Origin of the sequence: Limnohabitans sp., assembly GCF_040400975.1 — a bacterium.
Lineage (GTDB): Bacteria > Pseudomonadota > Gammaproteobacteria > Burkholderiales > Burkholderiaceae_C > Limnohabitans_A.
In genome coordinates this window covers 67,473-90,641 of record NZ_JBBAPF010000004.1, presented here as the reverse complement: position 1 = coordinate 90,641, position 23,169 = coordinate 67,473, and the positions used below count along the sequence as shown (strand labels likewise).

Genomic DNA, 23,169 nt, shown 5'->3' with positions numbered 1-23,169 from the left:
GTCAATCTCCTGAAGTTGATGCGATGTGGCCCTTTGGCCACATCACGGTTTTCGGCCCTTCGGCCGCGTTACGTGGTGCGGCCCACCGGCCGCGTGACCCAAAACACACCGCCCAGGACCAACACGGTCCCAGCGATGATCCAAATATTGAAAGGTTCGCCCAAAATCCATACGCCCATCATCAGCGTGGACATCGGGCCGATCATGCCGGTTTGCGCCGTGAGCCCGGGTCCAATGCGCTCAATGGCCATCATCACCAACAAGACCGGCAAAACGGTGCAGACCGTGGCATTCAAAAAAGACAGCCACAACACAGCCTCGGGCACCTGCACGGCCGTCATGGGCTGCAGGAATGCGAACTGCACGATGCAAAAAAAACACGCCACACTGGTGGCCAGCCCTGCCAGACGCAAGGCGCCCAGGCGTTGAACCAACTGGCCGCTGTAGGTCAGGTACACCGCGTAGGTCACCGCACTCAAAAAGACCAGCAATGCCCCCCAAGCCGCGTGCGGCCCTGCCAGCCCGAGCTCGTGCCCAAACACCAGCAAAACGCCCGAATAGCTGATGGCCATGGCCACGCCCTGGCGCTGAGTGATGCGTTTTTTGAACAGCAACCAACCGAGCAGCAGCACGAGCGTGGGGTTGAGGTACAAAATCAGCCGCTCCAGCGAGGCAGTGATGAACTCGAGTCCCCAAAAATCCAGAAAGCTCGACAGGTAATAACCGCAAAACCCCAGACCCACCACGCCCAGCCAGTCACCTGGTGTCAAGCGCGCCTTGCCACGCCCAGCCCACCAAGCCATGAGCAGAAAAAAGGGCAAGGCAAACACCATGCGCAGCATGAGCAGCGTGACCGCATCGACGCCGTGGCGGTACGCCAGCTTGACGATGATGGCCTTGCCACTGAAAGCAATGGAGCCTGCTGCCGCCAGCATCAGACCCGTGGTCAATTTGGAAGGCGCTTCAACCTGCATCGCTCAGCGACCGATCCGGGCTTTCACCCAAGCGAGCAACTCATCTGCAGACACTTCGGGGGTATTGGCATGATTGGCACGCACCACCAAATAGCGGCTGTCAGCGTGCGCTGGCAACTTTTGATAAATCTCAGTCGAGCCCGAACCATGCAAAGGGTCTATGGTGCCAATGGCCCAAAAAACCGGCACAGACTTGCGGGAAGCCGCAGCACTCAACCCCATATTCCCCCAGCCTTGGGGGTTGAAATAACTCCACAACGATGCAGCGGAGGTTTTGACCAAGCGGCGTTGACCTTGGTTGATGTCGGTCATCTCGACCTGGGTATCGCCTTTGCCAGTCTCGACCCACTGGCGAGCAGCATCCACACTGCGGCGCACATCAGAAATTTGGTAAAAAACCTCGGGCACATGGCCGGGTGCCATAGGCAGTATGGCGTCCGCGTCTCCCACCTGCGCCATGTAAGCCAAGGATGCATTGGCACCAAAACTCTGTCCCCCCACGGCCACCCACTGCACACCGGCTTTGCGGAATTCGGCCACAGCCTCTCGAATTTGTGCCAAAGCATCGGTATAGGGCAGGTCATACAAGCGTTGGCGCGACCAAGGCATCTCCAGCAGCTTGACTTGACAATGGGGTTCGAGTTTTTGAACCACGGGTTGGAGGTAAGGCGACTGGGGCATCCCCCACTTGCCGTGCATCAGCACCACGCCGCATGACAGGGGCTGCCCTGATGCGGCGGCACCGGCCATGGTGCCCATGGCCACCATGGCGAGGTGCAGCCACCCACGTCGCATCAAAAGCCCACGGCCTGTCCGTCGCGGCGCGGGTCACTGGCCACCTGGTAACCCTGCACCGCCGGATCGCCCATGCGCCAGATGAACTGCCCCGCGCCAAAGTCCTGGTAGGAGTCGCTGATGATGTCGAGCTGGTGCCCGCGTGCGATCAGCTCTTGCACCGTGCCGCCGTTCATCGCGGCTTCAACGTTGATGTTCAGGCCCGTGTTGAAGCGCCAGCGCGGTGCGTCACACGCCGCTTGCGGGTTCTGGCCGTAATCCAGCATGCGCACCAGGGTTTGCATGTGGCCTTGGGGCTGCATGTTGCCGCCCATCACGCCATAGCTCATCACAGGTTGGCCGTCTTTGGTGACAAAGGCCGGAATGATGGTCTGGAAGGGGCGCTTGCCCGGCAGCACCAAATTGGCGGGATTTTGGCCCTGCAGATCGGTACTGAAACCGTGGCCCCGGTTTTGCATGCTGATGCCATAAGTGGGCTCGACCACGCCCGAACCAAAGCCCATGTAGTTGCTCTGGATGAAGCTGATCATCATGCCGTTTTCGTCGGCGGCCGTGAGGTAAATCGTGCCGCCCTTGACCGGGTTGCCCGCCTTGAAGTCTTGCGCCTTTTTCATGTCGATCAGCTTGGCGCGGCTGGCGAGATAAGCCGGGTCCAGCATTTGCTCAGGCGACAGTTCCATGTAGCGCGGATCGGCCACGTAGCGGTACAGGTCGGCAAAGGCCAGTTTCATGGCCTCGATCTGCAGGTGCTGCGAATCGGCGCTGTCCACCTTGTGGCTGGCCATGTCGAAGTGGGACAAGATACCCAGCGCAATCAGGGCGGCGATGCCCTGGCCGTTGGGCGGGATCTCGTGCAGGGTGTAGCCCCTGTAGTCTTGCGCCATGGGCTTGACCCATTCGGGCTTGAAGTCGGCCAGGTCTTTGGCGGTGATGCTGCCGCCGTTGTCCTTGGCAAACTTTTCAATAGCTTGGGCGATTTCGCCGCCATACAGCGCCTGGCCTTTGGTGGCCGCAATGGCCCTGAGGCCCCGCGCCGCATTTTTGAACTGGAACAACTCGCCCACCTGCGGCGCACGGCCCCAAGGCAAAAAGCTTTGTGCAAAGCCAGGCTGTGACTGCAACTCAGGTGTGGCCGCGGCCCACTTTTGCTGCACCACCACGGGGATGAGATAGCCGCGCTCGGCCACTTCGATGGCAGGCTCCAGCAAATCGGCAAAAGGCAGCTTGCCAAAGCGGTCACTCAAAGCCACCCAACCCGCCACGGCGCCGGGCACGGTGACCGAGTCAAAACCGCGCTTGGGCGGTGTTTTGGTCTCGGCACCGTATTTGCGGTGGAAGTACTCGGGCGTCCAGGTCGCGGGCGCAGGGCCTGACGAGTTGAGGCCGTGCAGCTCTTTGCCGTCCCAAAGGATGGCAAACGCGTCCGAACCCAAACCGCAGCTGACGGGCTCGGTCAAGGTGATGACAGCAGCGGCAGCGATGGCGGCGTCGACCGCATTGCCACCTTTGAGCATCATGCGCAAGCCCGCTTGTGCGGCCAGTGGGTGCGAGGTGGAGACCACATTGCGCGCAAACAGCGGCAAGCGGGTGCTGGTGTAGGGGAACTGGTAATCGAAATTCATGTCAATCCAAGGTGATCTTGCGTTCGGTGATGATCTTTTTCCACTTGGCCGATTCGCTGGCCAGCATGGTGGTGAACTGAGCGGGTGTGCCGCCAATCGGCTCAATGCCAAAGCGCAGCAGTTTGTCCATCACTTCAGGGTCCTTGAGAACCTGGTTAGCCACCGTGTTGATGCGGCTGACTACCTCAGGGGGCAGGTTTTTGGGGCCAAAAAAACCAAACCAGGTGTTGGACTCGTAGCCGGGCAAGACATCGGCAATCGCGGGGATGCCCGGGGCGAGCGCTGTGGGTTTGAGAGTGGTCACACCCAAGGCACGCAAGCGGCCGTCGCGCACATGCGGCATGCCGGTGGGCAGGCTGTCAAACAGCACGTCCACTTTGCCCGAGATCAGGTCGGGGATGGCCAGCGCCGTGCCCTTGTAGGGAATGTGCACCACGAACACATCGGCCTGCGCCTTGAACAGCTCGGCCGACAACTGCACGATGGTGCCGTTGCCGCTCGAAGCGTAATTCAAACGTCCTGGGTTTTTCTTGGCATAGTCGACCCATTCCTTGACGGTTTTGGCGGGCGAGTTGTTGGGCACCAGCATGATGCTGGGCGCATTGCCCAAATGCGCAATGGGCGTGAAGTCGCGCACCGCGTCGTAGGGCATGCGCGGGTTCAGGTTGGGGCCAATCGAGTGCGTGCTGGAGGTGGACAACAGCAGCGTGTAGCCGTCGGGGCTGGCCTTGGCAGCCAGGTCTGCACCCAAAGTGCCGCCAGCACCAGGGCGGTTTTCCACCACCAAAGTTTGGCCGAGCTTTTCGCTGATCTTTTGCGACAAGGTGCGGGCAAACAAATCGGTGGCACCACCCGCTGGAAACGGCACGATCAAGCGCACGGGCTTGGTGGGGTAGCCCTGAGCCTGGGCCATACCCAGGCCAGCCAAAGAAAGCGTGAGCGCAGACAGTGCACGCAACAGATGTCTTTTTTTCATGGTGATGTTCCGGTCGATGACTGACGCAGCCATATGGGAAATGATTCTCTCAGAGGGCCTGTGCGCTCGCTGAACCCAAGTGACAAGACCATGGTCTGCACCTGCATGATGCGCACCAACGACAACGGCCTCCGAAGAGGCCGTTGTGGCTTAAGGCACAGTGCGGTCAGTCTTCGACGAAAGCTTCTTCGCGTTTCGACTTGATCGAGGGCAAAGTCACAATGATCAACAGCAGCAAGGCTACGGCCAACAAGCTGGCAGACAACGGACGGGTCACAAAGACGCTCCAGTCACCACGCGAGAGCAGCATGGCGCGGCGCAGGTTTTCTTCCATCATTGGCCCCAAGATGAAGCCCAGCAGCAAAGGAGCTGGCTCCATGCCCAGTTTGATGAAGGTGTAACCGATCACGCCAAACATGGCCACCATCCAAATGTCCCAAGTGTTGTTGTTGGTCGAGTAAACGCCAATCGCGCAGAACAACACAATGGCCGGGAACAACCAGCGGTAAGGCACCGACAGCAACTTGATCCAAATGCCGATCAAAGGCAGGTTCAAGATGATCAGCATCGCGTTGCCAATCCACATCGAAGCGATCAGGCCCCAGAACAACTCGGGGTTGCTGGTCATGACCTGAGGGCCTGGCTGGATGTTGTGAATGGTCATCGCGCCCACCATCAAAGCCATCACCGCGTTGGGTGGGATGCCCAAGGTCAGCAAGGGAATGAAAGAGGTTTGCGAGGCGGCGTTGTTGGCCGATTCAGGCGCTGCCACACCACGGATGTTGCCTTGACCAAAAGGCACTTCACCCTCATTGATTTTGGTTTTCTTCTCGATGGTGTAGGCCGCAAAAGCCGCCAGCAAGGCACCGCCACCGGGCAAGATACCCAGCGCCGAGCCCAAAGAAGTACCGCGCAAAACAGCCGGCACCATGCGCTTGAAGTCTTGTGCAGTGGGCATCAAACCTGTCACTTTGGCAGTGAAGACTTCACGCTCTTCGTCGGGCTTGGACAGGTTGGAAATGATTTCGCCGTAGCCGAACACACCCATGGCAATGACGATGAAACCAATGCCGTCGGTCAACTCGGGAATGTCAAAGCTGTAGCGGGCTACACCGGAGTTCACATCGGTACCGATCAGGCCCATCAGCAGACCCAGAACGATCATGCCAACCGCTTTGATCAGGGAGCCCGAAGCCAGCACCACCGCACCAATCAGACCCAAGACCATCAAGGAGAAGTATTCGGCCGGACCGAATTTGAAGGCCACTTCAGTCAAGGGCGCGGCAAAGGCAGCGAGGATCAAAGTGCCCACGCAACCCGCAAAGAACGAACCCATGCCAGCAGCCGCCAAAGCGGGACCCGCACGGCCTCTGCGGGCCATTTGGTAGCCGTCGATCATGGTCACCACCGACGAGGCTTCACCCGGGAGGTTCACCAAAATCGCAGTGGTCGAGCCACCGTACTGAGCGCCGTAGTAAATACCGGCCAGCATGATCAAAGCCGCAATGGGGGGCAAGGCATAGGTCGCTGGCAGCAACATGGCGATGGTGGCCACAGGGCCCACGCCAGGCAGCACACCGATCAAGGTGCCCAACAAGCAACCGATGAAAGCGTAAATCAGGTTTTGGAAGGTGAAAGCCACCCCAAAACCCAGCGCAAGGTTGTCAAACAAGTCCATGAATTATTTCTCCTCAACCGGTGATGAAGGTGGGCCAAACTGGGAACTGAAGCTTCAAGAGCAACACGAACGCGCAGTAGCAACCGATGGACAAAATGGTGGCCAAGATGGCCACTTCCTTGACCTTGTAGGTGTCACCCGCCAAGCTCACCACAAAGGTGGTGCCAAAGATGGCCACCACCAAACCCATGGCCGGCACACCCAAACTGGGCAAGCCACCGAGCAAAATGCCAAACAACAAGTTGCCCGCGATGATGAAGAACAAGGGCTTCCATGCCCATTTGCCGATTTTGTCGCCGTTGGGTGTTTTCACCACCATGGCCTTGAACATGATGTACAGGCCAATGATGGCCAATATCACGCCCAACAACAAGGGGAAAAAGCCCGGGCCCATGCGTGCACTGGTGCCAATTTTGTAGGTGGTGGCACCCATGGCAAACGCGCCGCCTACAGCGGCGTACAGCAGTCCGGCGAAAAAGTCCTTTTGACTCTTGATGATCACGATAGCGCTCCTCTAATTTGAGTTGGCGCAATTCTGCGGGAATCCAAGCCCCAAAGCGATGTGGGTTACACCTATCTCCCGGGCGTGACCACACCATGGTTTACCCTGATGACCACCCCGCCTTGCCCCAAGGTCTTGGCCTGCTTCAACGGATCATGGGCTTGAAGACATGAAGCCATTTGGTGGCCGGCCATCCCCATTTGTCCTGGATCACACTGGCCGCTTGCGCTAGGGCCTCACGGGATGGGCGACTGGGGGTGCGCCGCGCCAAAACGATGGCATTGCCCTCTCGGGTCGGCTTGAAAGCCCAGATGGCGTCTTGGCCAAACGCCTCAGAGATTTTTTGCAGGCTCTCGGCGTAACTGGAGGAGCGGCCAAACAAATTGACGGTCATGCAGCCTTGGGGGCTGAGCAGTTCGCGGCAATGGCGGTAAAAGTCCAAGGAGTCCAAAACGGGTGCCGCAGCCTCGTCGTCGTACAAGTCCACCTGAAGCGCATCCACGGTGCCACGCCACTCGTCTTTTTGAATTTCAAGCGACGCATCGGCCAACACCACGCGCAAACGTTCGTCGTCAGGTGGCAGGCGAAACCAAACCCGACAGGCGTGCACAACCCCCGGGTTCAACTCTACGACGGTGCAGGTCATCTGGAGTTTTTTGTAACAAAACTTGGTGATGGTGCCCGCGCCCAGCCCCAGCTGCATGGCGTGTGCGCCCTTGAGCTCTACGGCTGGAAAAAACAAGAGCCAAGCAAACATGCGCTGCACGTACTCCAACTCGATGTCGAAAGGACGGTCAAGGAACATCGAACCTTGAATCCACTCGGTGCCCAAGTGCAGGTAACGGATGTCGCCATCCTCAGAAAAATTGACTTCGGGCAGTTCGAGGCTGGCAACAGAGGATTTTTTTCGGCTCATAGGGCTGATGTTACAGAGGCGCGTTGGCCAACTTGGGCAACACGCGGCAAGCATTGGCCGAGGTGGCTGTGGCCAAGTCGGGCCATGACAGTCCCCGCAAATCGGCCAGCACTTGCGCCATGCGGGGCAACTCGGCGGGGCTGTTGCGCCCCTGAGCTGCACCCTGCGACCGTTGCTCGGCGGTTTTGTAAAGCCACTGTGGTGGGATGTCGGGCGCATCCGTCTCCAGCACGAGGGCGCTCAGGGGCAGCTCACAAGCTAGGCGGCGCAGCTGCAAAGAGCGCTCGTAGGTCAGCGTGCCGCCAAAGCCCAACGTAAAACCCATGTCGACAAAGGCCTGCGCCTGCTGGGTGCTGCCGTTGAAGGCGTGCGCAATGCCTGAAGAGATGCGGCACTGGCGCAAGCCTTTGAGCAAGAGGTCCGCCGAGCGCCGCACATGCAAGATCACGGGCAGGCCATGCTTTTGCGCGAGCTTCAGTTGCGCGGTGTAAAAAAACCATTGCCGCTCCCGCATCTCGGGGGTGCACAGTTCGGGCACAAAAAAGTCCAACCCGATCTCGCCCACGGCCACCAGGCGCGGGTCCTCTTGGCGCTCGGTCAATGCGCGGTCCAGCGCCAGCAAGTCAGTTTCTTGCGCTTGCGGCACATACAGAGGGTGAATGCCCAGGGCGTAGGCATCGCCATGCCGTTCGGCCAGCTGCGCCACATCATCCCAGTGCGCACGATGTACTGCCGGGATCACGCAGCGCGTGACGCCAGAAATGCGGGCCGCTTCGCGCACCACGTCGCGGTCGGCATCAAACTCGGCCGCGTCCAGGTGGCAGTGCGTGTCGATCCACATCGCGCGTCAAACCGATCAAACAGGCGCTTGCAACACGCCCTTGACCAAATGCAATTGCCGGTCGCAGCGAGCTGCCAAGGCTTGGTCGTGCGTGACCACCACAAAGGCGGTGCCGCGCTCGCGGGCCAGTTGCAGCATCAGCGCAAACACACCGTCGGCGGTTTCGCGGTCCAGGTTGCCTGTGGGCTCGTCGGCCAGCACACAGGCCGGGTCGTTCACCAAGGCGCGGGCCAGCGCCACACGCTGGCGCTCGCCGCCCGACAACTCGGCAGGGCGGTGGTGCAATCGCTCGCCCAGGCCCACACGCTGCAGCCACTGCGTGGCCACGGCTGCAGCTTCTGATCTGTCTTGCCTGCGGATCCACAGCGGCATGGCCACGTTGTCCAAGGCGCTGAACTCGGGCAGCAGGTGGTGGAACTGGTAAACAAAACCCAAATAGCGGTTGCGCCACTGGCCTTGCTCGGCCGCGCTCAGGGCCGACAGCAACTGGCCCTTCAATTGCACCGAGCCTTGGGTGGGCGCATCCAGCCCGCCCAGCAAATGCAGCAAGGTGCTTTTGCCCGAGCCCGAAGCGCCCACGATGGCCAAGGTCTCACCGGCTTGCACCTGCAGGTCCACGCCTTGCAACACGGTCACATCCAGGCGCCCTTCGGTGAAGCGCTTGGTCAGGCCCTGGGCCTGCAGCACTGTGCCCACACTTTTCGTGTCATTCATAGCGCAGCGCCTCCGCCGGGTTGACCTGGCTGGCACGCCAGCTGGGGTAGAGCGTGGCCACAAAAGCCAATACCAAAGAAATGATGGCCACAGGCAGGATGTCGCTGGCCAGGGGCTCACTGGGCATGCGGCTGATCAGATAAATGTCACGCGGCAAAAAGCTGGCGTTGAAGAGTGTCTCCAGCGCGGGCACGATCACGTCGATGTTGAAGGCCACCAGCAGCCCCAAGCCCAAGCCACTCATCGTGCCGATCACCCCCACCGTCGCGCCCTGCACCACAAAAATGCCCATGATGCTGCGTGGGCTGGCCCCCAGCGTGCGCAAGATCGCGATGTCGGCGCGTTTGTCGGTCACCGTCATCACCAGCGTGCTGACCAAATTGAAAGCCGCCACCGCCACGATGAGCGTGAGGATGATGAACATCATGCGTTTTTCGACCTGCACAGCGGCAAACCAGGTTTTGTTTTGTTGTGTCCAGTCGCGCACAAAAAAGCCTGGCCCCAAATCCAGCTGCAGGTCCCTGGCCACTTCACGCGCTTGGTGCAGGTCTCGCAATTTCAGGCGCACGCCGCTCGGGCCTTCCAAGCGGAACATGCGCACGGCGTCATCCACGTGCATCAGCGCCAACGCCGAGTCGTATTCGTAGTGGCCGGACGAAAACGTGCCCACCACGCACATTTGTTTCATGCGCGGCACCACGCCCGCAGGCGTGACCTGGCCAGACGGCGACACCAGGGTCACCGGGTCGCCGTTTTGCAGACCCAGGTTGTTGGCCAAATCGCGGCCCAGCACCAGGCTGAATTCCCCTGACACCAAGCGCCCCAGCACGCCCGCTTGGGTGTCTTGTGACAGGTCGCTGACCTCAGGCTCACGTGCCGGGTCGATGCCGCGCACCAGCACACCCTTCATGTCCTCGCCTCGCGCCAGCAAGGCCTGGGCGGTGACAAAGGGTGCAGCACCCAACACCTGGGGATGCGCTTTCAGGCGGGACAACAAGCTAGGCATGTCGGCCACAGCCGCTGAATCCACCACGTAAACCTCGATGTGCGAGACCACCCCCAGCATGCGGTCGCGTACTTCTTTTTGGAAGCCGTTCATCACGCTCAGCACGATGATGAGCGCCGCCACGCCCAGGCCAATGCCCATCATGGACACCCCAGAGATGAAAGAAATGAAGCCATTGCGACGCGTGGCGCGGCCTGCGCGCGTGTAGCGCCAGCCCAGCACCAGCTCGTAAGGGATGTTTTTGAAAAAAGCCATAAGCCGCTATTGTGCCGCGCCCCTACTGGGCCTGCGACAATCCAGCCCCATGCACCTGATCATTCCCTACGCGGCCAGCCATCACTTGAGCGAACCCGAAGCCTGGGCGGGTCTGCGATTGCCAAATTTGCAAACGCTGCTGAGCCTTTTGCAGCGCCAGCAAGTCTGGCAAGACACCGACCCCACCCCTTTGCACCTGCCACACGAACGCCTGCAGTCCCAAGCCCTGGGCTGGTCCCTTGAAGCAACCCACCTTCCCTGGGCTGCCTGGCACAGGGCTCAACAAGGCCAACCCAGCCAAGCACCCCAAGCCTGGATGACGCCCTGCCACTGGCAAATCGGCATGGACCAAGTGGTGATGGCCGATCCAGAGCATTTGCAACTGTCGGACGAAGAATCCCAACAACTGCTGCAGGCCATGCAAGCGTTTTTGCTCGAAGACGGCTTGCATGTGACTTGGCACAGCGCTTTGCAATGGCACGTTCAGGGCGACATGTTGACCGATCTGCCCACCGTTTCGCTGGATCGGGTGATCGGTCAAAACGTCAAGGACTGGATGCCAGACCATCCAGCCACAAGGCCGTTTCAGCGTCTGCAAAGCGAAATGCAAATGCTGCTGTACAACCACCCGGTGAACGACGCCCGCGAGGCCCGCAGACAACACACTGTGAACGCCTTTTGGCTGCACGGCGCGGGGGTCTTGCCTGCTGATGTCGCCCAACCAGCCCAGGCCGTGAACATGCCGGACACCCTGCGTGCCTGTGCCCTGAGAGGCGATGCGCAGGCATGGCGACAAGGATGGCAACTCTTGGATGCCACGGTCGTGGCTGATGCGCTGAAACACCTAGAGGCCACCGGCCAAGTCACCCTCAGCCTGTGCAGCGAACACACCGCCCACACCTTCACTGCCGCGGGTGCTGCTTGGCACCAAAAAATCTCGCGACTGTTCAACAAACCCTCCCCTGCAGCGGCACTCCAAGCCCTCATCCAAAGCTGATCGCCCCATGAATTTGCTCACCCGAGATGTGCCTCCTCGCAGCGCCTGGGCGCTGGAACAAGCGGGTATCCACCCCCTGCTGGCCCGCCTGTATGCCGCCCGCGGCGTGCTGTCCAAAGACGAACTCGACGACGCACTGAACCTGTTGCTGCCCCCGGCCGGCATGTTGGGCACACAAGAAGCCGCCAAGCTGCTGGCCGACGCCATGGCGCAAAACCAGCGCTTGTGCATCGTGGCCGATTACGACTGCGACGGCGCGACAGCTTGTGCCGTGGGTGTGCGTGGCCTGCGCATGCTGGGAGCGCAAAACGTGAGCTATCTGGTGCCTGACCGCGTGGTCGATGGCTACGGCCTGACTCCAACGATTGCCGAACGCGTGCACCAACAAGGCGCGGATGTGTTGATCACCGTGGACAACGGCATCGCCAGCGTAGCGGGCGTGCAAGCGGCGCAAGCCCTCGGCCTGCAGGTGCTGGTGACCGACCACCATTTACCGGGCAGCGAGCTGCCCACGGCCGAGGTCATCGTCAACCCCAACCAGCCCGGCTGCAGCTTCACCAGCAAATCCATCGCGGGCGTGGGCGTGATGTTTTACGTGCTGCTGGCCCTGCGGGCCGAGCTGCGCCAGCGCGGCGTGTTTGACGCCAGCAACCAACCGCGCCTCGACGCTTTGCTGCCCTTGGTGGCACTGGGCACTGTGGCCGATGTGGTCAAGCTCGACCCCAACAACCGCCGCCTGGTAGCGCAGGGCTTGCGCCGCGTGCGGGCCGGGGCCATGCCGCCCGGCATGTCCGCGCTGATGCGGGCCGCCAGCCGCGAAAGCACCAAGGCCACCACCTTTGACTTTGGCTTTGCATTGGGCCCGCGCATCAACGCCGCAGGCCGCTTGGCCGACATGACGCTGGGCATCGAATGCCTGCTGACCGACGACGCTGGCCGCGCCGACGAGCTGGCCCGGCAGCTGGACGCGATCAACCGCGAACGCCGCGTGATCGAGGGCGACATGCGCGAGATGGCGATGGAGATGGCCGAGTCGCTGTTTGACGAAGGTGACGAGCCGCCGCCCGCCATTTGTGTGTTCGACCCAGATTTTCACGAAGGCGTGGTGGGCATCGTGGCCTCGCGCATCAAGGACAAATTGCACCGCCCCACCTTTGTGTTTGCGGCCAGCAGTGCGCCGGGCAAGGAGCACGAACTCAAAGGCTCGGGCCGATCCATTGCGGGCTTTCATTTGCGCGATGCGCTCGATTTGGTGGCCAAACGCGCCCCGGGCGTGCTGCTGCGCTTTGGCGGTCACGCCATGGCGGCGGGCTGCACCATTGCCGAAGAGCACCTCGATGTGTTTGAAGAAACGCTGAACCAGGTGGCCATGGAATGGCTGGACGCCGCCACGCTGCAACGCCGACTGGAAACCGATGGACCGCTGCCCGCCGAATACCGCCGGGTCGACCTGGTGGAGATGCTGCACCACGAGGTCTGGGGCCAAGGCTTTGCGCCGCCCGTGTTTTGCGAGGAAATCGAAATCGTGTCCCAGCGGCTGGTGGGTGAAAAACACCTGTCCCTCAAAATGAAGCACCAAGGCCAGCCCGTCGACGGCATCTGGTTTGGCCGGACTGAGCCTTTACCCGCACGCGTCAAACTGGCCTATCGGCTGGACGCCGACGAATGGCAGGGCCAAAAGCGGGTGCGCTTTCTGGTCGAAGGCGCACAGCTGTGAGCTTCAATGCTTGGTCGCGACCTTGCCCTGTAAGGCGTTGAGCACGGGGGCGGAGACCAGGCCCGACACATCACCGCCGAGCTTGGCTATTTCGCGCACCAGGGTGCTGCTGATGTGTTGCACAGGGGCGCTGGTGTGCAAAAACACGGTCTCCACTTCCGGTGCCAGGTGGCGGTTCATGCCCGACATTTGCGTTTCATAGTCGTAATCGGTCACCGAGCGCAGGCCACGCACGATCACCTGCGCATGTTGCGCCCTGACAAATTCCACAATCAGGCCATCAAAAGGCCGCGCCTTCACATTCGGGCAATCGGCCAGAGCGGCTTGCGCCAGGGCCACGCGCTCTTCCAGACTGAACAGGGTTTTCTTGTGGTGCGCCACGGCCACGGCGATGATGACCTGGTCAAACATTTGCGCAGCGCGGCGGATCGCGTCTTCATGACCCAGCGTGAGTGGATCAAAGGTGCCCGAATACACAGCGGTCACAGCGGCATTGGCAGATTTGCTCATGGAGGTGTCCTTGAAAAACGCAGTCGGGCTTGGATGGCTTGACCCACCCATTATGCGGTCCGTTGCAACAAATGAGCATGTACGGCACCCGCTTTGAGGTGGCGCTCGCATTGCAAGCCCAAAACACCCAAGGACTCGGCGGGCCAGGCCACCGGCGATTCCAGGTAAATCCAGCCCCCCACAGGCACGGCACGGGCCGCTGCTTTGAGCGCAGGTTCAAACCAAGGGCCGTCAAAAGGCGGGTCGATGAAGACGATGTCCACACTGCCCGCAGGCAAACGGCCCAAAGTGCTCACGGCGTCGCCGCGCTGCACGCTCACCATGCTGGCTTTGAGGCGGTTGGCGTTGTCCTGCAAATCACGCACCAGCACGGCGTCTTGCTCGACCATCAACACATGGGCCGCGCCGCGCGAGGCGGCCTCGAGGCCCAACACGCCCGTGCCCGCAAACGCATCCACACATCGCCAGTCCGTGAGGTCTTGGCCCAGCCAGTTGAACAGGGTTTCGCGAACCCGGTCAGGCGTTGGGCGCAAGCCCGGCTTGTCCAGCACCTTCAGTCGAGTGCGGCGCCACAGCCCACCGATGATGCGGATTTCGTGAGAGGACGGGCCCTTGGGCACCGGATTTTGGGGCTTTTTGGCCGCGGCGTGGCGTGCCGCACCGCTGAGCGCTGGACGTTTGGAGGGTGCTGATGGCATAGCCTGCGAGTGTAAAGGCCCACACAGGTAGACCCCAAAAACCATGACCCTTTGCGTCAAAACCCAGAACCAACAAGTTCGATGTCAGCTCTGTCGCAAACCGTTGCAAACCGTTGCAAACCGTTGCAAACCGTTTCTTCACGGCTGACCACCCACCACCACGGTGACCATGCGCTCGGGCTGCAACACCCGGGCCATGGCGCGTTGGATATCGGCGGCGGTCACGCGCTCGATTTGCCGCGTCCAGGTGCTCAGATAGTCCAGTGGCAGCCGGTTCCAGGCGATGTTGGCCACGTTGTCAAGCAACTTGCGGTTGCTGTCAATGCGCAGTGCAAAACCTCCCACCAAATTGGACTTGGCCGCAAGCAACTCAGCTTCGGTGGGGCCTTCACGCACAAAGCCTTGCACCACCTCTTGGGCCACCGCGACGGCCTGCGCAGCTTGATCAGGACGTGTCTGCAAACCTACAGTGAAAGCGCCCGCATGCAGGCCCGGCGAAAAGGCGCTGTAGACGCTGTAACTCAGGCCCCGCTTTTCACGCACCTGCTCGGTCAGGCGCGACACAAAGCCGCCACCACCCAAAATATGGTTACCCACCAGCAGAGGAAAAAAGTCAGGGTCAGAGCGCTTGTAGCCCGGTTGGCCCATCAGCACATGGGCCTGGGCCGAATTGAATGGGAGGTTCAGGTTTTGTGCGGCGGCCAAAGGAGCCACTTCAGGCACAGGCGGCAAACTTTGGCAGCCTGCATCGCGGGGCCACTGCGCCACGAGGCGTTGCACCAAGGCATCGGTTTGGGCACGGGTCAAAGCCCCCACCACGCTCACCGTGGCACGGCAAGCGCGCAAACTCTGCGCGTGCAGCTTGTGCAAATCTTGCACACCAATGCGTGAGAGGGTCTCGGGCGTGGTGCGCTGGCCATAGGGGTGCGTGCCAAAAACGGCTTGGGCAAATCGGTGCTGCACCACAGTGCCAGGCTTGGTCAAGGATTCACGGATCGCTGCCCCAAAGCGTTCACGGTCGCGCAACCACATGGCTTCAGGAAAAGCCGGATGGGCCATTTGACGGGCTGCCAGAGCCACGGCTTTGTCCAGCAAATCTGGGAAACTCAGGCTGCGCAGTCCAAAGCTCAAACGGTCGCCGCTGGCGCTGATGCCCAGGCTGGCGCCCAAGTCGGCCCAAGCTTCACCGATTTGGTTTTCGTCCATGGCCATGGGGTAAGGGCCTTGACCTTGGGGGTCGGCCCGGGTGCCGTTCGCAATTTGGCCCGCCATGACCGAAGCCAAGCCGGCCTGCGCGGCAGGATCACGGCGGCTGCCCGCATCGATGTCGATCTGCACATCGACCATCGGGATGGCATGGCTTTCAACCAGGTAAACACGGGCCCCATTGGCTTGGATCCAATGCTGGATGGGCAAAGCGGCTTGCGCACCCGTGTTCATGGTCCAGCAAGCCAGCAAACAGCTGAAAAGCCAAAGCGTTTTTCGGGTCTTGGACAACAAAGAGGTCGATGGCATGAGAGTCTGGTTGTGCATGGCATTCACCGGGTTCAGTGCCGAGCGCCGGCGGCTGGGCGGCGCGGACGGGGCTGGCCCGACATGGGCTGCGGCCGCAAAATGGCCACCGTGAGGCTGTCGTCGCCAAAAAATTTTTGTGCCACAGCTTGCACCTGAGCGGGCGTGACTTGACGCAAGCGGGCGATCAACTGCGAACCGTAGTCAGGCGGCAGGCCCAAAGTCCAGGCTACACCCAGCTCGCGGGCTTGGTTAAAAACAGAGTCCAGTTTGTAGATTTCGCTGGCCACCCATTGGGTCTTGACGCGCTGCAACTCTGCTTCAGTCACGCCTTCCGTGGCCACGCGTTGTACTTGGGCACGCAAGGCAGATTCGAGTGCCTCTGGGCTTTGACCTTTGGCAGGCACACCTTCCAGATAAAAGAACTGGGGGCCTCGACCCATCAGTCCGTTGTAAGCCCCCGCACTGTCGGCCAGCCGGTTTTCTCCTTGCGTCAGTGCGCGGTCGAGCCGAGCACCGCTGTAGCCGTCGAGAACAGCGGCCAACACGGTCAAAGCCAATGCCTCGTCATGCTCAGGGGCAGGGGCCAAGCTGGCCAGACGCGGCACCTTGAAAGCGAGAGCCACATAGGCTTGTTCGGCTGGCGCCTTGAACTCAAACCGACGCAGGCCTTGCTGCACAGGTTCTTCACGCGGCTTGCGCTCGGGCACGGCACGGGCAGGGATCACGCCATAGTATTGGTCGGCCAAGGCCTTGACGCGCATTGGATCAACATCGCCCGCCACCACCACCACAGCGTTCGAAGGCGAATACCACTTGCGGTAGAAGTCGCGCGCATCTTGTGCTGTCATGGCCTCGAGGTCGCTCATCCAGCCCACGATGGGACGACGGTAAGGCGATGCGACCAAAGCGGTAGCCGACAGCATTTCATGCAACTGGGCGCGGGGGTTGTCGTCGGTCCGCAAGCGCCGCTCTTCTTTGACCACCTCCAACTCCTTGATGAATTCGCTGTCAGGCCACTGGTTGTTGGCAAAGCGGTCCGACTCCAAACGCATCACGGCTTCGAGCTGAGCAGAGGGTATCTGCTGAAAATAGCCGGTGTAGTCCTTGGCGGTGAAAGCATTTTCACGGCCTCCCAATGCTGCCACTCGGCGGGAAAACTCACCAGCTGCCAAAGTGGGCGTGCCCTTGAAAAGCAGGTGCTCCAGCACATGGGCCACACCACTGGTGCCGTCGACCTCGTCCATCGAGCCCACGCGCAGCCACACCATGTGCACGGCGGTGGGCGCGCGCCGGTCGGGCTTGACCCACAAGGACATGCCATTGGCCAAGGTGAAGGTGTGGACCTGCGCCACTGCGGCTGGACTGGTCGCTGTGGCGATATTTTTTGGCCCTTGCGAAGCTTGAGCGAATGCTGTCGCACCAGAGCCCCACAGGGCCGCTGCCAAAGAAAGTCCCAAGAGAAGGTTCGGTTTCATAGAATGCATGATCCTTGAAATCCAAGCCATGTTCAGTTTCTTCAAAAAAAAATCCCCAATAGCCGAGGTCCCATCTTCGGCCAAGTCCGAAACGGCCACCTTACCCTCTGCCACCACGGGCTCTGCCGCGATGGCGGAATCAACCTCTCAAACGCCTTCACCTTGGGTGCCACAGGCCGACAGCGCGGCTCCTCTTGTTGACGCACCCAAGCCTGTGGGTCGCCAAGCTTGGCTGGACCGCCTGAAAGCGGGCCTGCGCAAGACCGGCGCCAGCATCACCACCGTCTTCACCGGCACGCGCATCGACGACGAACTCTATGAAGAGCTGGAAACCGCCATGCTGGTCGCCGACACCGGTGTCAAGGCTACGGAATATTTGCTGCAAGACCTCAAGCGCCGCGTCAAAGCGAGCAAGACCACCGAACCGTCACAGGTCAAAACCTTGCTGGCCGATGCCATCACCGACTTGCTGCAACCCCTGCAAAAGCCCTTGAGCATTGGCGACCACCACCCCACCGTGATCATGGTCGCAGGCGTCAATGGCGCAGGCAAAACCACCTCCATTGGCAAACTGACGAAACACTTGGCGGATGAGGGCCTGAGCGTGCTGCTGGCCGCGGCCGACACCTTCCGCGCTGCAGCCAAGGAGCAACTGGCGGTTTGGGCCACCCGCAACACGGTCGAAATCATCAGCCAACAAGGCGGTGACCCGGCTGCCGTGAGCTTTGACGCCGTGAGCGCTGGCCGCGCCCGGGGACGCGATGTGGTGCTGGTGGACACGGCCGGGCGTCTGCCCACCCAAACCCACCTGATGGAAGAGCTGAAAAAAATCAAGCGCGTGGTGCAAAAGGCCGATGGCACTGCCCCGCATGAGGTGCTGCTGGTGATCGACGGCAACACCGGACAAAACGCCCTGGCCCAGGTCAAAGCCTTTGACGACACGCTCGGCCTGACAGGCCTGATCGTGACCAAGCTCGACGGCACGGCCAAGGGCGGTGTGCTGTGCGCCATTGCCCGGGAAAAGCCGATTCCGGTGTACTTCATCGGCGTGGGCGAGAAGCTGGAAGACCTGGAAACCTTCAACGCCCGCGAGTTTGCCCAAGCCCTGCTGAGCTGAACACCCTGACTTGCGCCGTTGCCCAGTGCACAGACGGACCCAGCCCTGGCCCGCAAAATCAGGGAAAACCCGAGGAACCTCAGACCCCCGAGGCGGTCCTTTAGCACTCCTCACCAGAGAGTGCTAATATTGGGGTATTCTGAAAGGAGTTCTGGTATGAACATTCAAACTGGTTCCCCCGCCACAGCCATCGCGCTGAGCAACCCTTGGGCGGTCGTGCCCTCGCTCGGCCACCTGGACGCCTACATCTCTGCGGTCAACCGCATGCCCATGCTCACCCTCGAGGAAGAGCAGGAAGCCGCCCGGCAACTCAAAGCCAACGACGACCTCGAAGCCGCCCGCAAACTGGTGCTATCCCACCTGCGTCTGGTGGTGTCGGTGTCGCGCCAGTACTTGGGCTACGGCCTGCCGCACGGTGACCTGATCCAGGAAGGCAATGTGGGCCTGATGAAAGCGGTCAAGCGCTTTGACCCCGATCAGGGCGTGCGTCTGGTCAGCTACGCGCTGCACTGGATCAAGGCCGAGATCCACGAGTACATCCTGAAAAACTGGCGCATGGTCAAAGTGGCCACCACCAAAGCCCAGCGCAAGCTGTTTTTCAACCTGCGCTCAATGAAGCAAGGCTACAAAGCCGATGCCGACGAAGGCACGCACCGCGACACCCTCACCCCCGACCAGGTCGACGCGATGGCGCACAGCCTGAACGTCAAGCGCGAGGAAGTGCGGGAGATGGAAATGCGCATGTCCGGCGGCGATGTGTTGCTGGACCCAGCCCCATCGGACGATGGCGAGCAGGCCTTTGGTCCCATTGCGTATTTGGCCGATGTGAACCACGAGCCCACCGCGATGATCGAAGCCCACGAGCGGGACGTGATGGCCAGCGATGGCCTGGCCAGCGCCTTGAATGTGCTGGACGAGCGCAGCCGCCGCATCGTGGAGGAGCGCTGGCTCAAGGTGAACGACAACGGTTCGGGCGGCATGACCTTGCACGACCTGGCCGACGAATACGGCGTGAGCGCCGAGCGCATCCGCCAAATCGAGGTAGCGGCCATGAAAAAGATGAAAAAGGCGCTGGTCGAGTTCGCTTAAAGCCCACAAGCCTGTGGGCTGCATGGCATTCGGATACCCGGTTTAGACCGGGTATTTTTTGGCCTGCAATGCGCTAAAGTCACTGCAGTTTTGTTTTGAAAGGCTCTGCCATGACCGCTCGCACCCAAACTGGTTTTTCTCGCCGCCATTGGACACTGGCCATCAGCGCTGTTTTGGCTTTGGGAATGACACCCTCATGGGCCACCGCATCGACAGCGGCATGGCCCACACAAACCGTTCGCTTGGTGGTGGGCTTCCCGGCCGGCTCCAGCCCCGACTTGACGGCACGCGCTTTGGCCGAGCCTTTGTCCAAGGCCTTGGGCCAAAACGTGATCGTCGAAAACAAAGTGGGTGCCGGCGGCAACATCGCGGCCGACTTCGTGGCGAAATCCACCGATGGCCACACGCTGGGTCTGATGATCAACGGCAACATGACCATTGCCCGCATTCTGAATCCCAAGGTGCCTTATGACCCACTCAAAGACCTCGCGCCCATCAGCCTGATTGGCAAAGCACCTTTGGTCCTGACCGTGCCCGCCAATGCGCCCGGTCAGAGTGCTGCCGAATGGTTGAGCCAGGCCCAAAAGGCGGGCGACAAACTCAGCTATGCATCGCCCGGCGTTGGCACCGTGGCGCACCTGGGCATGGAACTGCTCAAAACCAAAGCCGGCATTGCCCCTGTGCATGTGCCCTACCCCGGCAACCCGCAGATCATCACGGCCATGCTGGGTGGCCAAGTGCAATTGGCCTTGCTGCCCCCTGCGATGTCGGCAGCCCAAGTCAGTGCGGGCAAACTGCGCGCCATTGGGGCTTCCAGCAGCGGCCGCAGCCCCGTGGCGGCCGAAGTGCCCAGCCTCTCAGAGATCGGTATCAAGGACTACCAGTTGGAAATTTGGAATGCAGTGGCTGCCCCAGCCTCCATGCCCGCAGCGGTCGCCAGCCGCTTGTCGGCCTTGGTCAGCGACATCGTGCGTTCCCCCGACATGCGGTCACGTTTGTTTCAACAAGGTTGGCAGGTGGTGGGCTCCTCGCCAGAGGGCTTGCGCAACCGCATCGAGTCTGATACCCAAGCCTTGGGCGCCATCATCCGCAGTCAGAAGATCGAGCTGAACTGAGGCCCAGTGTGCCTTATTTGCCGCTGAGCAAAATTTTCACGTCAGAGGCCAAGGTTTCTGCACCGCTGGCGTGGCGGTTGTAAAGCCGAATGCGGCCTTGCGGATCAAAGGTGAAACTGCCTGCCGAGTGGTCCAGGGTATAACTGGTGGGGGTTTTACCGTCGACCTTTTTGTAATAGATCTTGAAGTCTTTGGTCACTTTGGGCAGCTGCTCCGGGCTGGGACGCAGGGCCACAAAATCAGCACCGAAGTTGGCGACATAGGCTTTGAGCAACTCGGGCGTGTCACGCTCGGGGTCAACCGTGATGAAGATGCCTTGCAATTTGGCGCCATCCGCACCCAACAGCTTTTTGGCTTGGGCGATTTCTTGCAAGGCCGTGGGGCACACGTCAGGGCATTGGGTGAAACCAAAAAATACCACCACGGTCTTGCCGGCAAAGTCTTTCAGGGTGCGCACCTGACCGTCTTGATCACTCAGCGAAAAGCCCTGCGCGTAATCAGCGCCAGTGATGTCCACGCCTTTGAAAGCAGGTTTGTCTTGGCCACAACCGGACAAAACCGCGAAGGCGCTGACCCAGCCTAAAGCCCAAAAGGCTCTCGAAATAACTCTTCGCTGCAGCATGACTTTAGCCTTAAAAAATATAGTGGTCGAGCAGCAAAGCGGCAAACAAGGCACTCAGGTGGACCAATGAAAAGCGAAAGGTCTTGCGGGCCAGTTCATCCGAATACTCACGGTACAAAGCCACCGCGTAGCCGATGAAACCGATGCTGAGCACCACCGCCGCCGCCAAATAGAGCCAAGAACTCATGCCATAGACAAACGGCATCAGGCAAGAGGCCATCAACACCACGGTGTACAACAGAATTTGCAGCCGTGTGAATTCGTTGCCATGGGTGACCGGCAACATGGGCAAGCCGGACTTGCGGTAATCCTCAACGCGGTAAAGCGCCAGCGCCCAAAAATGCGGCGGCGTCCACAAGAAAATGATCAAAAACAGGATCAAGGCTTCCGGTCCAACCTGACCGGTCATGGCCGCCCAGCCCAGCACCGGTGGCATCGCGCCACTGGCACCGCCGATCACAATGTTCTGAGGCGTCAGAGGTTTCAGGATCACGGTGTAAATGATGGCGTAGCCCACAAAGGTGGCAAAGGTGAGCCACATGGTGAGTGGGTTGACCAGCACATACAGCACGGCCGAACCCACGGCGCACAAAACCCCTGAGAACAACAAGGCCTGACGGTCGCTCAGCTCGCCTTTAGCGGTCGGTCGCCAGGCAGTACGCCTCATCTTGGCGTCGATGGTTTTTTCAACCAAACAGTTGAAAGCCGCAGCGGCGCCGGCTACCAACCAAATGCCGATACAAGCCCAAAGACCCAGCTTCAACTCGGCCCAACTGGGCACACCGGGCACGGCCAGCACCATGCCAATCAGGGCGCAAAAAACAATCAGTTGAACCACGCGCGGCTTGGTCAACGCGTAATACTGCTGCCATGCAGACATGGGAATTGGAGCAATCGCGGCGGTCATGGGGCAGGCCTTGGGGAGAACGTCATACGCTGAGGATTATCGGTCCGACTGATGCTGAGCGCCCAGGTCAGCGTCACCACCAAGGCCGCAGCCCCACCGGTGTGCAAAACGGCAGCCAACAAGGGCCAACCCAAAACCACATTGCTCAAGCCGGTGATCAACTGCAAAGCCGACAGACCCAGCAAGCAACGTCCCGCCACCGACAAGCCCTCTTGTTGTCGCAACTGCCAACCCACCCACACCATGACACCCAATACCAACCAAGCGGCCGAGCGGTGAACAAAGTGGATGGTGGACAAAGCCAAGAAGGGCAGCAACTCTCCTTGGGGGGTATAACCCAGTTCGCGCCAGAGGCTAAAGCCCTGCCAATTCATTTCAGGCACCCACTGACCATTGCAAGTGGGGAAGTCTGGACACGCCAAAACGGCATAGTTGGTGCTGACCCAGCCGCCCAAAGCAATTTGGGCCCAGAGCAGTAGAAATCCGATCCACAAGCCCCGACGCAAAAACGCTGGCAATGGCCGCAGTCCAGCACCGTCGTAGCGCACGGCTTGGGCCATGAGCAAAGCCAACAAACCCATGCCGCCCATCAGGTGCAAGGTGACGATGGCAGGGAACAGCTTCATGGTGACGGTGAGGGCACCGAAAGCCCCTTGCATGCAGACCCACAGCAAGGTCAAAGTCGGCAACCAAGGGCTGACTTGTTGGCTTTGGCGACGCAACCACCAAGTCGCGCTCGCCAAGGTGAGGATCAAAACCCCCACCCCTGTGGCCAAATAACGGTGGACCATCTCGATCCAGGCTTTGCTGTGAGTGACCGGGCCTGTGGGCATGGCGGTTTGAGCCGCTGTGATTTCAACTTTGGCGCCAATGGGTGTTGCGCTGCCATAACAACCTGGCCAATCGGGACAACCCAGTCCCGAGTCGGTCAAGCGGGTGAAGGCACCGAACAACACCAGGTCAAATGTGAGAAACAAGGTGATCAGCGTCAGCGCCTTCAATCGGCTGGACGCAGCGGCATGGCGCTGACGCCAAAGCCACCAAGCCAGCGGCAAAGCAGCCACCGCCAAACCCACCGCCATCAGCTCCAGCAAGGGCTCGAGGTTGTACAACGCAACTTCAGTCATG

At 60.5% G+C, this 23,169-nt stretch carries 22 protein-coding genes; 5 read left to right on the top strand and 17 right to left on the bottom strand.

Going from position 1 to position 23,169, the window contains the following annotated elements:
* Nucleotides 1-68: 68 nt before the first annotated feature.
* The 10 genes from ABWQ00_RS04650 to ABWQ00_RS04605 all read right to left on the bottom strand — a co-directional run bounded on the left by ABWQ00_RS04650 (nucleotide 69) and on the right by ABWQ00_RS04605 (nucleotide 10,279).
* Nucleotides 69-974: a DMT family transporter gene (locus tag ABWQ00_RS04650; RefSeq protein WP_353237507.1), complete on the bottom strand. Its 906-nt coding sequence runs from the start codon at nucleotides 972-974 to the stop codon at nucleotides 69-71.
* Nucleotides 975-977: 3 nt separating this feature from the next.
* Nucleotides 978-1,769: an alpha/beta hydrolase gene (locus ABWQ00_RS04645; RefSeq protein WP_353237506.1), complete on the bottom strand. Its 792-nt coding sequence runs from the start codon at nucleotides 1,767-1,769 to the stop codon at nucleotides 978-980.
* Nucleotides 1,769-3,391: a gamma-glutamyltransferase family protein gene (locus ABWQ00_RS04640; protein ID WP_353237505.1), complete on the bottom strand. Its 1,623-nt coding sequence runs from the start codon at nucleotides 3,389-3,391 to the stop codon at nucleotides 1,769-1,771. The genes ABWQ00_RS04645 and ABWQ00_RS04640 overlap by 1 nt, the downstream gene beginning before the upstream one ends.
* A gap of 1 nt (nucleotide 3,392) precedes the next feature.
* Nucleotides 3,393-4,367 (bottom strand): Bug family tripartite tricarboxylate transporter substrate binding protein, encoded by a 975-nt coding sequence (locus ABWQ00_RS04635; protein WP_353237504.1) that lies wholly within the window; start codon nucleotides 4,365-4,367, stop codon nucleotides 3,393-3,395.
* Between the two features lie 166 nt (nucleotides 4,368-4,533).
* Entirely contained in the window at nucleotides 4,534-6,045 is a 1,512-nt protein-coding gene (locus ABWQ00_RS04630; protein WP_353237503.1) for a tripartite tricarboxylate transporter permease, read from the bottom strand.
* Between the two features lie 13 nt (nucleotides 6,046-6,058).
* Nucleotides 6,059-6,547 carry a tripartite tricarboxylate transporter TctB family protein gene (locus ABWQ00_RS04625; RefSeq protein ID WP_353237502.1) on the bottom strand — a complete coding sequence of 163 codons (489 nt, stop codon included), beginning with the start codon at nucleotides 6,545-6,547 and terminating at the stop codon, nucleotides 6,059-6,061.
* Nucleotides 6,548-6,692: 145 nt separating this feature from the next.
* Complete coding sequence (locus ABWQ00_RS04620) at nucleotides 6,693-7,463, bottom strand: class I SAM-dependent methyltransferase (protein ID WP_353237501.1); 771 nt, start codon at nucleotides 7,461-7,463, stop codon at nucleotides 6,693-6,695.
* Between the two features lie 10 nt (nucleotides 7,464-7,473).
* Nucleotides 7,474-8,304 (bottom strand): TatD family hydrolase, encoded by an 831-nt coding sequence (locus ABWQ00_RS04615; RefSeq protein WP_353237500.1) that lies wholly within the window; start codon nucleotides 8,302-8,304, stop codon nucleotides 7,474-7,476.
* A gap of 15 nt (nucleotides 8,305-8,319) precedes the next feature.
* Nucleotides 8,320-9,018 carry a lipoprotein-releasing ABC transporter ATP-binding protein LolD gene (gene lolD / locus ABWQ00_RS04610; protein ID WP_353237499.1) on the bottom strand — a complete coding sequence of 233 codons (699 nt, stop codon included), beginning with the start codon at nucleotides 9,016-9,018 and terminating at the stop codon, nucleotides 8,320-8,322.
* Complete coding sequence (locus ABWQ00_RS04605; RefSeq protein WP_353237498.1) at nucleotides 9,011-10,279, bottom strand: lipoprotein-releasing ABC transporter permease subunit; 1,269 nt, start codon at nucleotides 10,277-10,279, stop codon at nucleotides 9,011-9,013. Before ABWQ00_RS04605 ends, lolD begins: the two co-directional genes overlap by 8 nt.
* 49 nt (nucleotides 10,280-10,328) lie before the next feature.
* Here ABWQ00_RS04605 and ABWQ00_RS04600 point away from each other — a divergent pair, with 49 nt between their 5' ends.
* Both ABWQ00_RS04600 and recJ read left to right on the top strand, forming a co-directional pair.
* A complete protein-coding gene (locus ABWQ00_RS04600) occupies nucleotides 10,329-11,276 on the top strand; it encodes a hypothetical protein (RefSeq protein ID WP_353237497.1) in 948 nt (315 codons plus the stop codon).
* Between the two features lie 7 nt (nucleotides 11,277-11,283).
* Nucleotides 11,284-12,993: a single-stranded-DNA-specific exonuclease RecJ gene (gene recJ, locus ABWQ00_RS04595; RefSeq protein WP_353237496.1), complete on the top strand. Its 1,710-nt coding sequence runs from the start codon at nucleotides 11,284-11,286 to the stop codon at nucleotides 12,991-12,993.
* Between the two features lie 3 nt (nucleotides 12,994-12,996).
* Here the strand turns inward: recJ and coaD are convergent, their stop codons facing one another.
* From coaD to ABWQ00_RS04575, 4 genes are all read right to left on the bottom strand, one after another.
* Nucleotides 12,997-13,503, bottom strand: coding sequence for a pantetheine-phosphate adenylyltransferase (gene coaD, locus ABWQ00_RS04590; protein WP_353237495.1), 507 nt, complete (start codon nucleotides 13,501-13,503; stop codon nucleotides 12,997-12,999).
* Between the two features lie 50 nt (nucleotides 13,504-13,553).
* Nucleotides 13,554-14,201, bottom strand: coding sequence for a 16S rRNA (guanine(966)-N(2))-methyltransferase RsmD (rsmD, locus tag ABWQ00_RS04585; protein ID WP_353237494.1), 648 nt, complete (start codon nucleotides 14,199-14,201; stop codon nucleotides 13,554-13,556).
* Between the two features lie 138 nt (nucleotides 14,202-14,339).
* A complete protein-coding gene (locus ABWQ00_RS04580; RefSeq protein WP_353237493.1) occupies nucleotides 14,340-15,716 on the bottom strand; it encodes a M16 family metallopeptidase in 1,377 nt (458 codons plus the stop codon).
* Between the two features lie 32 nt (nucleotides 15,717-15,748).
* Nucleotides 15,749-17,191 carry a M16 family metallopeptidase gene (locus ABWQ00_RS04575; protein ID WP_353237492.1) on the bottom strand — a complete coding sequence of 481 codons (1,443 nt, stop codon included), beginning with the start codon at nucleotides 17,189-17,191 and terminating at the stop codon, nucleotides 15,749-15,751.
* 7 nt (nucleotides 17,192-17,198) lie between these two features.
* Between ABWQ00_RS04575 and ftsY the strand changes: the two genes are divergently transcribed.
* The 3 genes from ftsY to ABWQ00_RS04560 all read left to right on the top strand — a co-directional run bounded on the left by ftsY (nucleotide 17,199) and on the right by ABWQ00_RS04560 (nucleotide 20,512).
* Nucleotides 17,199-18,308 (top strand): signal recognition particle-docking protein FtsY, encoded by a 1,110-nt coding sequence (gene ftsY / locus ABWQ00_RS04570; protein WP_502908074.1) that lies wholly within the window; start codon nucleotides 17,199-17,201, stop codon nucleotides 18,306-18,308.
* Nucleotides 18,309-18,464: 156 nt separating this feature from the next.
* The gene (gene rpoH, locus ABWQ00_RS04565) at nucleotides 18,465-19,397 is read left to right on the top strand and encodes an RNA polymerase sigma factor RpoH (RefSeq protein WP_353237491.1); all 933 of its coding nucleotides are present in this window, start codon (nucleotides 18,465-18,467) and stop codon (nucleotides 19,395-19,397) included.
* A gap of 110 nt (nucleotides 19,398-19,507) precedes the next feature.
* Nucleotides 19,508-20,512, top strand: a complete 1,005-nt coding sequence (locus ABWQ00_RS04560; protein ID WP_502908073.1) for a Bug family tripartite tricarboxylate transporter substrate binding protein — start codon at nucleotides 19,508-19,510, stop codon at nucleotides 20,510-20,512.
* 13 nt (nucleotides 20,513-20,525) lie between these two features.
* Here ABWQ00_RS04560 and ABWQ00_RS04555 read toward each other — a convergent pair whose 3' ends face one another.
* The 3 genes from ABWQ00_RS04555 to ABWQ00_RS04545 are packed head-to-tail and all read right to left on the bottom strand — an operon-like array spanning nucleotide 20,526 to nucleotide 23,168.
* On the bottom strand, nucleotides 20,526-21,134 hold the full coding sequence (locus ABWQ00_RS04555) for an SCO family protein (RefSeq protein WP_353237490.1): 609 nt from the start codon (nucleotides 21,132-21,134) through the stop codon (nucleotides 20,526-20,528).
* Between the two features lie 10 nt (nucleotides 21,135-21,144).
* Nucleotides 21,145-22,041 carry a heme o synthase gene (gene cyoE / locus ABWQ00_RS04550; RefSeq protein ID WP_353237489.1) on the bottom strand — a complete coding sequence of 299 codons (897 nt, stop codon included), beginning with the start codon at nucleotides 22,039-22,041 and terminating at the stop codon, nucleotides 21,145-21,147.
* Nucleotides 22,038-23,168 (bottom strand): COX15/CtaA family protein, encoded by a 1,131-nt coding sequence (locus tag ABWQ00_RS04545; protein ID WP_353237488.1) that lies wholly within the window; start codon nucleotides 23,166-23,168, stop codon nucleotides 22,038-22,040. Before ABWQ00_RS04545 ends, cyoE begins: the two co-directional genes overlap by 4 nt.
* Nucleotide 23,169: the final 1 nt, after the last annotated feature.

Excerpts from the sequence above, each read along its gene's own strand:
- ABWQ00_RS04580 (WP_353237493.1), bottom strand. The coding sequence starts at position 15,716 with ATGCCATCGACCTCTTTGTTGTCCAAGACCCGAAAAACGCTTTGGCTT.
- ABWQ00_RS04630 (WP_353237503.1), bottom strand. The coding sequence starts at position 6,045 with ATGGACTTGTTTGACAACCTTGCGCTGGGTTTTGGGGTGGCTTTCACC.
- ABWQ00_RS04600 (WP_353237497.1), top strand. The coding sequence starts at position 10,329 with ATGCACCTGATCATTCCCTACGCGGCCAGCCATCACTTGAGCGAACCC.
- ABWQ00_RS04615 (WP_353237500.1), bottom strand. The coding sequence starts at position 8,304 with ATGTGGATCGACACGCACTGCCACCTGGACGCGGCCGAGTTTGATGCC.
- ABWQ00_RS04645 (WP_353237506.1), bottom strand. The coding sequence starts at position 1,769 with ATGCGACGTGGGTGGCTGCACCTCGCCATGGTGGCCATGGGCACCATG.
- cyoE (WP_353237489.1), bottom strand. The coding sequence starts at position 22,041 with ATGACCGCCGCGATTGCTCCAATTCCCATGTCTGCATGGCAGCAGTAT.
- lolD (WP_353237499.1), bottom strand. The coding sequence starts at position 9,018 with ATGAATGACACGAAAAGTGTGGGCACAGTGCTGCAGGCCCAGGGCCTG.
- ABWQ00_RS04575 (WP_353237492.1), bottom strand. The coding sequence starts at position 17,191 with ATGAAACCGAACCTTCTCTTGGGACTTTCTTTGGCAGCGGCCCTGTGG.
- ABWQ00_RS04605 (WP_353237498.1), bottom strand. The coding sequence starts at position 10,279 with ATGGCTTTTTTCAAAAACATCCCTTACGAGCTGGTGCTGGGCTGGCGC.
- rsmD (WP_353237494.1), bottom strand. The coding sequence starts at position 14,201 with ATGCCATCAGCACCCTCCAAACGTCCAGCGCTCAGCGGTGCGGCACGC.
- ABWQ00_RS04620 (WP_353237501.1), bottom strand. The coding sequence starts at position 7,463 with ATGAGCCGAAAAAAATCCTCTGTTGCCAGCCTCGAACTGCCCGAAGTC.
- recJ (WP_353237496.1), top strand. The coding sequence starts at position 11,284 with ATGAATTTGCTCACCCGAGATGTGCCTCCTCGCAGCGCCTGGGCGCTG.
- ABWQ00_RS04555 (WP_353237490.1), bottom strand. The coding sequence starts at position 21,134 with ATGCTGCAGCGAAGAGTTATTTCGAGAGCCTTTTGGGCTTTAGGCTGG.
- ABWQ00_RS04650 (WP_353237507.1), bottom strand. The coding sequence starts at position 974 with ATGCAGGTTGAAGCGCCTTCCAAATTGACCACGGGTCTGATGCTGGCG.
- ftsY (WP_502908074.1), top strand. The coding sequence starts at position 17,199 with ATGATCCTTGAAATCCAAGCCATGTTCAGTTTCTTCAAAAAAAAATCC.
- rpoH (WP_353237491.1), top strand. The coding sequence starts at position 18,465 with ATGAACATTCAAACTGGTTCCCCCGCCACAGCCATCGCGCTGAGCAAC.
- ABWQ00_RS04560 (WP_502908073.1), top strand. The coding sequence starts at position 19,508 with ATGACCGCTCGCACCCAAACTGGTTTTTCTCGCCGCCATTGGACACTG.
- ABWQ00_RS04545 (WP_353237488.1), bottom strand. The coding sequence starts at position 23,168 with ATGACTGAAGTTGCGTTGTACAACCTCGAGCCCTTGCTGGAGCTGATG.
- ABWQ00_RS04640 (WP_353237505.1), bottom strand. The coding sequence starts at position 3,391 with ATGAATTTCGATTACCAGTTCCCCTACACCAGCACCCGCTTGCCGCTG.
- coaD (WP_353237495.1), bottom strand. The coding sequence starts at position 13,503 with ATGAGCAAATCTGCCAATGCCGCTGTGACCGCTGTGTATTCGGGCACC.
- ABWQ00_RS04635 (WP_353237504.1), bottom strand. The coding sequence starts at position 4,367 with ATGAAAAAAAGACATCTGTTGCGTGCACTGTCTGCGCTCACGCTTTCT.